General features: G+C 41.2%; 11 protein-coding genes. 5 read left to right on the forward strand and 6 right to left on the reverse strand.

All coding sequences use genetic code 11. From position 1 onward, the window contains the following. The first annotated feature begins 4 nt into the window (after positions 1-4). On the forward strand, positions 5-814 hold the full coding sequence (locus LEP1GSC192_RS04030; RefSeq protein ID WP_020768545.1) for an SDR family oxidoreductase: 810 nt from the start codon (positions 5-7) through the stop codon (positions 812-814). A gap of 114 nt (positions 815-928) precedes the next feature. Here the strand turns inward: LEP1GSC192_RS04030 and LEP1GSC192_RS04035 are convergent, their stop codons facing one another. From LEP1GSC192_RS04035 to LEP1GSC192_RS04045, 3 genes are all read right to left on the reverse strand, one after another. Further along, positions 929-1,783, reverse strand: coding sequence for an MBL fold metallo-hydrolase (locus LEP1GSC192_RS04035; protein ID WP_020768653.1), 855 nt, complete (start codon positions 1,781-1,783; stop codon positions 929-931). Positions 1,784-1,785: 2 nt separating this feature from the next. Beyond that, positions 1,786-2,316: a TetR/AcrR family transcriptional regulator gene (locus tag LEP1GSC192_RS04040; RefSeq protein WP_232420950.1), complete on the reverse strand. Its 531-nt coding sequence runs from the start codon at positions 2,314-2,316 to the stop codon at positions 1,786-1,788. A gap of 178 nt (positions 2,317-2,494) precedes the next feature. Then, entirely contained in the window at positions 2,495-4,084 is a 1,590-nt protein-coding gene (locus LEP1GSC192_RS04045; protein WP_020768583.1) for a hypothetical protein, read from the reverse strand. A gap of 336 nt (positions 4,085-4,420) precedes the next feature. Here LEP1GSC192_RS04045 and LEP1GSC192_RS04050 point away from each other — a divergent pair, with 336 nt between their 5' ends. Continuing rightward, positions 4,421-4,957, forward strand: a complete 537-nt coding sequence (locus tag LEP1GSC192_RS04050; RefSeq protein ID WP_036089002.1) for an inorganic diphosphatase — start codon at positions 4,421-4,423, stop codon at positions 4,955-4,957. 2 nt (positions 4,958-4,959) lie between these two features. On the opposite strand, the gene LEP1GSC192_RS04055 is transcribed toward LEP1GSC192_RS04050, so the two are convergent. Both LEP1GSC192_RS04055 and LEP1GSC192_RS04060 read right to left on the reverse strand, forming a co-directional pair. Further along, the gene (locus LEP1GSC192_RS04055) at positions 4,960-6,867 is read right to left on the reverse strand and encodes an adenylate/guanylate cyclase domain-containing protein (protein WP_020768556.1); all 1,908 of its coding nucleotides are present in this window, start codon (positions 6,865-6,867) and stop codon (positions 4,960-4,962) included. A gap of 242 nt (positions 6,868-7,109) precedes the next feature. Next, the gene (locus LEP1GSC192_RS04060; protein WP_020768562.1) at positions 7,110-7,931 is read right to left on the reverse strand and encodes an alpha/beta fold hydrolase; all 822 of its coding nucleotides are present in this window, start codon (positions 7,929-7,931) and stop codon (positions 7,110-7,112) included. Positions 7,932-7,995: 64 nt separating this feature from the next. On the opposite strand from LEP1GSC192_RS04060, the gene LEP1GSC192_RS04065 reads away from it, so the two are divergent. Both LEP1GSC192_RS04065 and LEP1GSC192_RS04070 read left to right on the forward strand, forming a co-directional pair. Then, positions 7,996-8,946: a YafY family protein gene (locus tag LEP1GSC192_RS04065; RefSeq protein ID WP_020768598.1), complete on the forward strand. Its 951-nt coding sequence runs from the start codon at positions 7,996-7,998 to the stop codon at positions 8,944-8,946. Positions 8,947-9,034: 88 nt separating this feature from the next. Further along, the gene (locus LEP1GSC192_RS04070; protein WP_020768640.1) at positions 9,035-9,880 is read left to right on the forward strand and encodes a GGDEF domain-containing protein; all 846 of its coding nucleotides are present in this window, start codon (positions 9,035-9,037) and stop codon (positions 9,878-9,880) included. Between the two features lies 1 nt (position 9,881). Here LEP1GSC192_RS04070 and LEP1GSC192_RS04075 read toward each other — a convergent pair whose 3' ends face one another. Further along, a complete protein-coding gene (locus LEP1GSC192_RS04075) occupies positions 9,882-10,421 on the reverse strand; it encodes a DUF4442 domain-containing protein (protein ID WP_020768538.1) in 540 nt (179 codons plus the stop codon). A gap of 357 nt (positions 10,422-10,778) precedes the next feature. On the opposite strand from LEP1GSC192_RS04075, the gene LEP1GSC192_RS04080 reads away from it, so the two are divergent. Further along, positions 10,779-12,710: a ricin-type beta-trefoil lectin domain protein gene (locus tag LEP1GSC192_RS04080; RefSeq protein ID WP_020768699.1), complete on the forward strand. Its 1,932-nt coding sequence runs from the start codon at positions 10,779-10,781 to the stop codon at positions 12,708-12,710. Position 12,711: the final 1 nt, after the last annotated feature.

Below are 12,711 nucleotides of genomic sequence, written 5' to 3' on the forward strand. Positions count from 1 at the left end.
TAATATGAGAACCACTAGAAAAACAGCGATCATCACAGGAGCCGGAGGAGGTTTAGGAGAAGTATTAGCGATCGAATTTGCCGCAAAAGATTACGATCTCGCATTGGTCGATATCAATTCTAGAGGACTATCCAAAGTCAGAGAGAAGGTCAGGACTCCCAAAAACTTTATCAGCACTCATATTGCGGACGTGTCTTATCCTTCCCAAGTGGAAAAAACCGTCCGAAGTGTGGAAAAACAACATGGCAGGATAGACGTATTAGTCAATAATGCGGGGATCTATATCGCCGCTCCATTCTCTCAATTGGATCTTTCGGATTTCAAAAAAGTGATGGATGTGAATTTTATGGGAACGGTCTATTTTACCAAGTATGCGCTCCCTATATTACAAAAATCGGATTCTCCCTCCGTAATCAACATTTGCAGCGATTTCGGATTGATCGGTTTTCCGAATAAGATCGCATATTCTTCTTCCAAGGCGGCAATGAGAGGATTTACGAATTGTTTATGGACGGAAGAAGGAGATAAAAACCTGCATGTGATGATCGTCTATCCTCCTGCGATCGACACAGGACTGATCAAAAACGCAAAATTCTGGAAACTGGAAAAAAGGACCTTAGAATTCGAATTCGTGCGTAAAAATTCCATCTCGGCCGAGTTCGTTGCAAAACGTATTTTGGAAGGAATGGATAAAAAGAAGAAGATCCTAAAGATCGGATTTACGATCCGAATGATCGATATCGCCTCCAGGTATTTCCCGGAGACGACTCATACGATTCTTACTAAACTAAAGAATAGATTCGATTTTGTCTAAATACTATTCTATCCAATGAGGGTATAATCCCAAACGATCGATCACTTCTCCATCATGAGCCGGAACAACTTCCAAATTCGGATAGGCTTTTAAAAGAGAATGTACTCTGTAAATTTATTTTCCGACCAATTCCTGATCCCTGTCTACGATAGATCTCAATAATCTAGTTCTATGAGACGGGATCTCGAATCCTTCTTTTGCCCAGGTAATATCTCCCGTAAAAAAGAACCTTTTCCCGGAAGGCAGATTTAGGAACATTCCGACATCTCCCGCAGTGTGACCTTCCATCGGAACGAATACCACAGAACCGTCTCCGAACCAATCCAGGCTTTTGGAATAATTCTCATAAGGTTTGGAAGAAAAACCCAAATCCTTCCATATTATATTTTCAGAATCTAATTGTTTCGGCAGATAGCCCTTCTGCACCCCAAACTTTTGCAAATGTTTTCGGCCTGCCTCCGTGGACCAGATCCTAGCTTTGGGAAAGTCTTCCACTCCTCCTGCATGGTCCCAATGCAAATGAGATAGAACGATGTCTCCAATCTTCGCCGGATCAATCCCGTTCGTTTGTAATTGAGAGACCAAAGGATTCGGATTCTGATAAGCAACCATAGGTTTTACGTAAAATCTATGGTCCTTGTATTGTTCTTGGATTTGGGTCCCGAGCCCCGAATCGAATAGAAAAGTCCCTTTGGGATGTTCCACAAAAACGACACTATGATAGATCTGCTTTCTGTGAAATAGAGGCCCGCCTTCGAATATGAATGCGGAAGACGCCTTCTTCTCCCCTGTTTTAAAGATCGTAAATTTGAGTTTGGTCAATCCGGAAGGATTTTCCAATCTGCGGTCTCTGGATAATTTTTCCAACTCAGGGATTTCCGAAACTGCTAATTTAGGAATTCCTAATGCAGTACAAAACACCAATAGTAAAACGGCGAGAATCGCCAAAAATGTGATTTTAAGTTTCATAATTATTTCTCCGAAACGAGAAGTTTTACCGTTTTCGAAGCGGATCGTATCGCATTCGTATTTCGGCTGGTCCTGGAAATCAGGATGGCTCCTTCCAATAAAGAAAGAATACCTACTGCGAGTTCGCCGGACTTGTTCTCCTCGAATCCGTTTTTCCGGAAAAACGAATCCAATATGGAGATCCAATCTTGGAAAACCGCAGCGCAAGTTGAGTTCACTAAAGAAGGTTCCGAAGCGGTCTCGGAAGCAGTGGTCATAATCGGGCAACCCTTGGAAAAACCGGAGGATACAAGCCTATTTTCCAAGGCGGAAAATATCGTTTGGATCCCGGATGGAACCGATTTGGCGGAATCCAAAACCGCTTTCAGTTCCTTGGCCAATTCATTGCCCGATACCAGAAGAGCTAAAGAGGCCAATTCCTCCTTCCCACCGGGAAAATGGAAATAGATCGATCCTTTCGGGGCTTTTGCGTCTTCTACGATATCGTTTAACCCGGTTCCCGCATATCCCCCGACTTCCAGACGTTCCGCCATGGCACGGACCATCTTTTCCTTCGCGATTTCTCCCTTCTGACCCATCAGACCTTTAAATCAGTAAATAATAGACCGGTCAACATATTTTTTAGATCCGAACGGAAAACCTGAATCATAGATGAAGAATGGATCCTCGGTTTGACCGAGACCCATTCTGCCTAGCAAACGAATGGAGATTTTAGGATTTACCTTCTAGAATCCCGGCCATATTCTCCCGGACTTCTATGATCAATTCTTCTCTAAGTTTTTGTCGGATCGCACTGATCTTCTCTTCAAACTTCAGTTTTTCTCCCATTTGGCGGTATTGGATATCTCCCAACTCTCGAAAAACATCGGTTAACATATTTCCTTTAAACCCTAAAAAAAATGCCAACCTCCTATACCAAGGAAATGTGTGAGAAAGACAATTATAACCTACATTCCGAAAATCCTCCGCGGCAGATTCGTCCGATAGCAAAGGAAGAAGTTTGTCCTTGTTTTTGAATAACATCAACAGAAAGCTAAGGCTGGTCATATTGTAAAACGCGAATTTTTCGGACAATTCGCGGAGCATATTTTTGATCAAAACCTTGTCCCAAGGACAGATAAACAATTCAGGACCTTCCGGACTATAGTAAATGCAGCTTAATAAGCTGGAGTCATGTTGCACGGATTTAATCACTTCCGAATCGAATGGCAAATCCCTTCCGATGGACAAAGACATATAACGTGCCATAGCTCCTTTTCCGCTTAACACTACTTTTTTAAGGCCGTTCTCTACGCTCTTCTCTCTGGCACCTTTCAGGAACATATCACTTTCCAAAGATTTCTGAGAAATTACTCTGGCTAAACGAAAGAAGTCAGAATAGGCGCCTTTATTCCCTGAAAGTTGGGTTAACTTTGCAAATTCTTCCGAGTAAATGGATTTTCGGATCAACAATGGATCGTTGTTCAATATACCGGATTCGTCGGAAAGTATTGCCTCTCGTATCGAGACCAATTGTTCCGCTAATTTTGGATTTTCTGAAACTAATTTAGGGACTACTTTTTTTTCGTACAATTCGGAAACTTGCGTAAACAATATATCCGCATCCTGGTCCGGAACATGAATATAACCGCAGGTAGAAGTCCTGGTAAGGATCTCCTCTTCTTGGATGAACGAATGGATGAGTTTATAATAATCATCCAACAACTCCTTCTGCATTATGTTTTTATGATATATTTTTCCTAATAATTCTTTGGCCTTATCTGTATATGCGTACTTAAAATGCGGAATATTTCCATCCGCCAAAGAATATAACACTTCGTTTAAAACGATCTCCCGATCGTTTTGGGAGGAGATCTCGAAATTTCTGATCGTGCCTGCTGATTTTCGGACGATCTGAAAGAATATATCCCTCACAGTTTCGGGATTTCCTTTTTTGGAGGATTTGGCTCCCAATACATGGAGTACGATCTCTAATTCCCCCGTGTTCTTCTTGGCAAAGATCCTAGGAACAACCAATACTAAACCCTTGGAGATCAGTTCGCTTATTTCCTCCACAAACTTGTAATCCAGTTCTGCGGTTGCCGGGTAAGTAGGGATCTTACCCGAATTTAATCCTTCACTATTCGTAGATTCACCCGCAGTCAATAAAAGCCTTTCCATTTCAGGGCTGAAATAAGGCCTTTCATCGTTAGGATAAGAGTCTTTGGATTTGATCTGTAAATAGGTAGGCCTGAAAGAGGCGAATTTTCCGAACTCATTATTTGGTTGGTCTTGTTGATCAAGTGTTGTCATCGTTTCCATTTGAACATCCGAAAAGAATTCAATAAATTTCTTCCTAAAATAGGAAGACGAAAATAATACAGGGATTATTCGGAATTTTAAGATAATATAATAGATTAAATATTTATTTATGTTAAGTATAATTTCATAACCGCTCCAAAATTAGTTCCAAAGCATTACTCTTACAAAAAATATGTCTTATTACGTTTTTCGAATAGATATTGCATACTTACTTAAATAGACAATATAAGCGCAGTTCGCCTTAATCCGTTTGAACAGCAGCTTGTTGGAATTCCTACAAATTTGTAGTGGGAATATGCTTGCTATACATCCATCCGGTTCCAAGATCTCCGCATGATACAACATCCTTGGCACGAGGCCAGCCCCGGTCCGAATCCTCCTCATGAAGTCCACGCACTTGTGGAAATCCCTTCCGGAAGTAAGGCTAAGTTCGAAGTGGATAAGGAATCAGGACTCATCAAATTGGATCGGGTACTTTTTGCTTCCGCACATTATCCTGCTCATTACGGTTTTATTCCTCAAACCTTGGGAGATGATAAGGATCCTTTGGATATCTTAGTTCTTTGCTCGGAAGAGGTTCCCCCGCTTTGTTTAGTGCCTGCCAGAGTGGTCGGTGTTATGAGAATGATAGATAGGGGGGAAGGTGACGAAAAAATCCTAGCGGTCGCCTCGGGGGATAGAAGTTTCGACGGTATAGAACACGTGTCCCAACTTCCGAATTCCTTCAGGGCGGAGTTGACCCACTTCTTCTCCGTTTATAAACAATTGGAAAAAAAAGAAGTTAGGGTAGAAGAACCGGAAGGCCCCGAGGTAGCGAAAGAGCTGATCCTAAGGGCATTAGATTTTTATAAACAGAAGTTCCCTAAAAAGTGAGATCAACCCAAGACCTCGTATACTTCGCTGGACTTGGATTTTCCCTTTACTTTGACCTTACCCAATTTTTTGAAAGAATATTTCCTGCGATTCTTCAACTTACGATATGTGCTTTCACTAAGTAGAAGATTCGCATGGAACTCCTTAGTTAGTCCCTCGATCCTTGAAGCAAGATTCACCGCGTCCGAGATCACCGTCCCGTCCATTCTTTCTTCTTCCCCGATCGTTCCAAGCATCAATGTCCCCGTATGAAGTCCGATACCGATCTGTATCGGTTCATAATGTCTATCTGCCCTGGATTGGTTTAAACCCTCCAGCTCTCGGAGCATTTCCATTGCGGCGTCCAAAGCTTGGTCGGGCAGACTAGGAAAGAGCGCCATGATCCCGTCCCCTAGATATTTATCTATAAAACCGCCGTGTTTACGGATAATTGGTCCCATTCTTCTCATATAAGAATTCAAAAAATCGAAATTGTCTTTGGGAGTCATCTTTTCGGAAAGTTGTGTAAAGGATCTGATATCCGAAAAAAGAATCGTCATTTCTCTTTGGACCTGATCTCCCAAACCGATCTCCGTAATATCGCTCTTGTTCAAAAACTTCAGAAACGCCAATGGAACGAATCTACTGTAGGCCTTGTTCACTTCCAATAAGTTATCGGATAGACGTTCTATATATAGGAACGCCTGAGAAAACCGGAAAGAAAGTAGATAAGATTGTACGAAGATAAAAACGAATAGTCCTAAAGGAAGATAATATCCCGTATTGATCACCGCCTGAGAATACAAACTATCGTTGATAGCGGCCACAGTTAAAGCGATCACTCCGCCGATCGCCATGAGGGAACCTTCCGCCCCGTTTCTTACCAATCGGACTAATACGAAGAAGATCCATAATATTACAAAAATCAAACATACTTGGAATGGGATCAAAGTATGAGTATAAATACTCGCCGGAGTCACGATCACCATCGCGGATACGACAAGGTTAAACCCGATAAAAAACTTTCTTAACTTAGCGGAGAATGAATGCGGATACAATGCGTCCAGATAATATATGAAGAATGGCACCGCCAGATAAAAGGAAATATATTCCAATTTATTAAAGAATTCCCAAGGCAAATGCGGAAATTTCTGGATCAGGAATCTTTCTCCCGTTACGAATATCCTAAGACAAATGCTAGCGCAGAATGCTCCGAAAAACAATCCGGTCATATCCCTTCTTCTTAAAGAATACAGACCGAAATGGTACAATGCCATGATGATAATACTTCCGAACAAGAACATTTCGCTAAAAGAGCTATTATCACGGAAGTTCAGAAGATCCGCTTCCGTTCCCATTCTAAGGGATTCCCAAAGTCCTCCCTTATAATGATTAAAATTCGATATCTCCACTTGGATTAAGATCTCTTTAGTAGGTTGGCCGATCGCAACGTAAAGAGGAAGATACTGAGGACGAGATGAATTCTTATCGGGACCCACCACACCATTTCCCATGATCTTCTTCCCATCCACATAAATGGAAGCGGCAGTTCCCGCACCCTGGAAGTGCATCATGAGCCTTCCCTGATTTTGGCCCGGAATAATTTTTAATGTATAAGTTCCATAACCGAATGCCATTAAAGGATTCATCCCTTCTAATTTAGGGATTTGATTCCAATTTCCCGGAACATTCACAATATGAGTTTGCACGTCTTTAGGGCCGAGATCCGGTCTGGAAACGCTAAGTTTCATCCATTGAAATTTCCATTCTCCATCCAATTTTACGATCCCATCGTCCGCAAAATTCCAATCTCTCAGATCCAAAACCCCGTCTTCGGCAAGGGGAGAAATTTTAGAAGAGTTTTTGTTGCGGCAGGAGAATAATATAAGGATCAAAAATAGTAGAAGTGGAATAACTTTTAAGGCTTTCATAGGATTTTGATTCGAAATTGGACGATGTAACGTCTTTGTTTTCCTCGGGTCGAAAGCTGAATTTCCCGGCCCTTTTACGGAAAGCGGAAGTAATACTAATAAAATTCCGAAATCAATTAAATCAGAAATTCGAAAATCACACGGGATTTCCGAAATTTTTTTCCTACGATAATCTATAACTCTCGTTCGATGAAAATCTTGTAGTGGGCTCCCGGACGAACATCCGGGAGTTTTTTCGTATCTTAGAATTTTTGTAAGAAGGTTTCCAAAATATTGCGAAATTCTTCCGGTTGGTCCAATTGCAACCAATGCCCGGCATTTGAGATCACCCTATGAGGAAATCCTAAATGTAATCTATGCAATGCATACTGGTCGTCGTTTTCGGGAGTAACGATCGCAAGTTTTGGGCCTACAAATCTTTTTAAAGAATGGTTCGGATTATAATCCAATAATTCGGAAGTGATCTTGATCACCATATCTTTTGGAGTCCTAGTTAATTCTTTCATCAGTCTTTCTTTTACTTCAGGTTTAGAATTTGCTAACAATTGTTCCCAATAAGATTCCGTAGTTTGCACATAAGCATCCGAAAGTAAGGCGTTTTTGATCTGAGCACGAACGGACTCAGGCAATTTTTTAGGGTCCCCATTGGAGTCTACAAGAACCAATCCTGCCACCCTACTTGGATTTTCTCCTGCGTATTGTAATGCGACACTTCCTCCCATACTATGACCGACGAGTACGAATCTTTGTAATCCCAGAAGATTTACCACTGTGGCAAGATCCTTCGTCATAGAAGAGATCTTATAATCTCCGTCCTTTGGAAATTCAGAATCTCCATGCCCTCTGAGTTCTATTCGGACTACTCTTCTGTTAGGGACGAGCGCCTCTTTTATCTCTTCCCAATGAGAAACATTTCCGCCAAAAGAATGGATAAATACCACAGGTATACCGCCGAATCCCTCGTCTCTATAGGAAATTTTTCCCGTAGGACCGTGAACGGAGGTTTTGATAATTTCACCTTTACAAAGAACGATGCCAAAAACGGAAGTTGCTAAAGTAATCATAAAAACAAGTATAGAAGATTATACATGACAAGTTCTGTCATATTTATAGATTTATACTAAATTTATGAGAGCTGATAGGCTTCTAAATATCCTTCTACATCTACAGGCGAAAGGAAGGACCACCGCTAAGGAACTTTCCAAAAAATTGGAAATTTCCGAACGAACAGTGCATAGGGATATGGAAGCTCTTTCTTCCGCCGGTATTCCGATCTATGCGGAAAGAGGGATCGGCGGAGGTTGGAGTTTAAGCGAAGGTTATAGGACGAACCTTACCGGCTTTAAGAAGGAAGAAGTAATCTCTCTGCTTCTTGTACATTCTTCTCGGGTCTTGGAAGATTTAGGAAAGAAGAAGGATTTCGATTCCGCATTCGTCAAACTGATGGCTTCTCTCCCTCCCGCATATAAAAAAGATGCGGAAACAGCCAGACAAAGAATTCATATAGACGGTCTAGGTTGGGGGCGCGCGATCCGAGAACTTCCGGTTCTTCCTATACTACAAGACGCAGTTTGGGAGGAAAAAAAAGTAAAGATCATCTACGAAAAAGACGGAGGAAAACCCGAACCGAGGATCATAGACCCGTACGGACTTGTGGCAAAAGACACTATCTGGTATGTAGTTGCCAAACGAGGAAAAGAAATGAGGGTTTATCGGATCTCTCGGATCAAAGAAGCGACAATCACAACGGAAAGATTCGAAAGACCTAAAAAATTCGATCTCGGAAAATATTGGGAAGAATGGATCAAGGAATTCAAATCCAGAGTCCCTAAATATCTGATCAAAATTAAAGTCACTGATTCCGTTGCGGAACATATCAAAAGTATTCCTTACATGAAATGCCTGAACCAAAAACCTATACAAAAAGGTTTTACAGAAATGATAATCGATATGGAAACCAAGGAATGGGCGTTAGGAAATATGCTGCAATATTGTGATTCCGTCTTTGTCCTAGAACCCTTGGAATTGCAGGAAGCAATTCGACATAAGGCTAAACAAATCCTAAAAATTTACGAATAAAATCTTCCTCCGGATCGAACCCTCGGCGACTCATAAGAAGATTGATTTTCCTGTAAATCGGGGATAATTTTTCGAATAGAATTTTTTCATGTCTTTTTCTCCTAAAAACTACTGGATCCGAAATCCGAACTTTCTGGAAAACCAGGAAGATGCGATCCTAATCTCCGATAATAAGGGAAAACTTTTGGATTCAAATTCTCAGGCGAAAGAACTTGGGCTTGTTCCCGAAAAAAATGACCTGAAACAATCTTCTTGGTATCCGAAACTCTCACAAGCGGATTCCAAAGAACATTCTCATCTTACCTTACACCTTACTTCGGGTAAAAAAAGATTTATATGCAGGACAATTCCAATCCTTATAGATGAAAAAGAACCTGCAAAAGCGTTCTATTTTAGGGACATCACAGAAAAGACATTTTTAGAAGCCAAGGCAAAAAGATACGAAGCCCTTTTTCGACGAAGAGAAAACAAAATTAAAGAATTAGAGATCCGTGATAAACTCACAGGGCTTTTTAATCGAGAATATATGATCGAATCTTTCCTTGCGGAACTGCATAGAGCGGAAAGAAGTGGGACCACCATCGGAGTGGTTTTTTTTGATATAGACGGTGTAAAAGAGATCAACGAGACTTTCGGTAATAGCGGAGGAGACCTCCTTCTGAAAGAAATGGGTAGGATACTTTTGGAAAATTCCAGAAGAAGTGATATCGCTTCTCGGATCGGAGGTGAAAAATTCTTACTCCTTCTTCCCGGAGCGCACAAGAATATTGTTTTGGAAAGAGCGGAGAAAATCAAAAGATTATTTTCGGAGTATAGCTCCAACGGTTCTTGGGGAAAAGTGAAAATTACCGTCTCCTTGGGAGTGGCAATGTATCCGGAAGACGGTTCCACATACGATATTCTTCTGCAAAAAGTCCAAACAGGAAACTTCTAATTTAACTTCTTTTGCCGGGCTTAAAAGCGGATGTTATGTTTTTAGCGGCCAGCTTTTTCTCATAAAATTCCTTGGAAGCGGCGTAGATCGTCTTTTCGAAAGTTGCGTATACGTTTCCTTCTTCGTCCTCGTACTTTGCAGGAAGATCGAAAACAATTTCACCTTTTTCTAATATATCTTGTTTCGTTTTTTGGATCAATTCTTCCGTGATCAAAAATCGGATCTTCACTTTGTCAAGAATGGGACGGACAAATTTTACTTTTGCAGCCTTGTCCCATACCACATAATCCGGCCCGAGAATCCACATCATCATCAACATATAATACGGATCAACGGAGCTATAGATACTTCCCCCGTAAATTGTTCCTACTCGATTTAATGTACGTAAATTTTTTTTTAGGCTAACATGAAGCTCTCTCATATCGGAAGAGATGAATTGTATTTTCCCCCCGGTACACCACAAACAAGGCCAATGGTTCAAACGAAAACGTAACCACCAAGAAGATAGAGATTCATTTTTATCGCTCGGATATAATTTCATAACGGATTCTTTGCTGTCAGGATGAAAACGACATTCTTCTCGTCAAAACGATTTCCCTTCTGTCCATTCCGAAAAATCCCCCTTATAGTCCGTCCTCACAACATAGACTATCGATCAACGGAGAGTAAAAAGTTCCAAGAAGTAACCAAGGAGACTCTTATATTCCGATTATATTAAGATAATATATCTATAACCTTTTCATTCTTTAGAAAACGATCGTTATGTGAACTTTTTAAAAATATTCGAAAGGACGTTGACAGGGATAAACTTTCGAGTATTTCTTTTTCTACTCCGGATACCGGAGCAAAGCATTAAGTTTTTGTAATGCATAAAAAAGATCATTTGAATGGTGAAAAAATGAAAAGATCCACGACTCTTCTCCCTCGAATCGTTGCTGCCGCATTTATTTGCGCTGTGTCCCTAGTCGGGGCGGGATGTAAAGATTCCTCCTCAAACTACGATTCCTTGCTATTTTTAGTCCAATCCAACGGTAAGTCCGGTGGTTCTCTTTCGGCTGACATAAATTACAAGGCAGAATACCTAACCCCAGCTCCTTTGGACCAACCAAGCGGGATCCCTTTCGAGGGCGGGGGCACTAAAGGCAAAAACGGGAGAAGCCCAATTCCTGTATATGCTCCAAAACTGCAAATCGATCCGCAGTCTTGGATGAGCAGCGGATACTTGTCCAAATCTAATACTCAGCTAAGAAACATTTGTATTCCAGGAACGCATGACTCGGGAACTTATGGGATCCAGGGAATTGACGAGAATATTTCACAAACCCAAGAATACACGGTAGGGGAACAATTATCTCTCGGGTATCGTTACTTCGACCTTAGGATCAAAAAAATAAACGGACAATTTCGGATCCATCACGGGTCCAGCGTTTCCGTTCCGGCTCAGGAAGTATTTCAACATCTTTCCACGTTCGTGAATAATCGTAAGAAAGAGATCGTGTTCGTACATATCCAAAACGTGGACAGTATGAACGATGCGGAACATTATGAACTGAAAGACCAGTTGGTTCTTCCTTATTTAGGTTCCAGAATGGCTCCACGTTATTTAGGAAATTCAGTTAACTTTTCCCAACTTTGGGACTTGGATAAGAACGTAATCCTGATCTGGGGCGGTGGAAATTATTCCGCTTTGTCCGAACTGTATTGGAACCAAGGACAAACAATGAAGAGCGATTGGCAGAATACCGGAAGTGAATCCGACCTAGTCAACGGACTAAGGGCCCGCATCAAGGATAATAGAGAGGGAAAATTTTACGTAGCTCAGATGATCCTCACTCCTAATGCGGCTCAGATCATTTTCCCTCCGTACTGGGGAAGTATACAGGATCTTACCAATGATAAATTGGATCATGCAAGTTTCGTTTATGATTTGGATAGAGAAGCTAAAAAATCGGGACAACGTTTGAATATCGCGATGGTGGACTTTGCAAGCCCTCGTTTTTCACAATATGCTTTCGAAGCTTGTATGGATGTGAACGATTTGGAACCGAGATACTTTACTTTAAAAAGTAAACAATCCAATCTATGTTTAGATGTAAGCAATAGCAGCACTGAGAATAATGCTCGTGTTCAAGTTTGGAATTGTAACGGAACTAACGCTCAAAAATGGTTCTATGAACATTCCACAAGTTATCTCAGAAGTAAATTGAATACTGACAAGTGTTTGGATAATGGGGCGGAGAATTGGAACGGAGGAAAAATCGTCCTCTGGGATTGTAAAGATATGAATAATATGAGATTCGATTTTTACGACGATTCTATGCGAGTTAGGCAGAATCAATCCATCGCGGTGGATGCGAACGGTTCTACCAGCGGTTCCTTGGTCAGTCAATGGACCTGGCATGGCGGAAATAATCAACGTTGGGAGAAAAATTACGAATCTCCTTACTTCGCTTTGGTTAACCAAGCCTCTAATCTCTGTTTGGATGTAAGCAATAGCAGCACTGCAAACGGAGCAAGGATCCAAGTTTATAACTGTAACGGAACGGATGCTCAAAAATGGTATTACGATGCAGGAAACAGTTTCCTCAGAAGCAAACTGAATCCATATAAATGTATGGATAACGGTGGAGAAACTCGTAACGGAGGAAAGATCGCTCTCTGGGATTGTAAGGACATGAATAATATGAGATTCGATTTCGTGGGAGATACTATCCGAAATCGTATCAATTCGTTATATGCTGTAGACGCTTCAGCGAATAGCAACGGCTCTTTGGTTCACCAATGGGAATTCCATAACGGCAGCAACCAACGCTGGAAAAAATCATATTAAT

It is taken from the genome of Leptospira sp. B5-022 (assembly GCF_000347035.1).
GTDB classification, from domain to species: domain Bacteria; phylum Spirochaetota; class Leptospiria; order Leptospirales; family Leptospiraceae; genus Leptospira_B; species Leptospira_B cinconiae.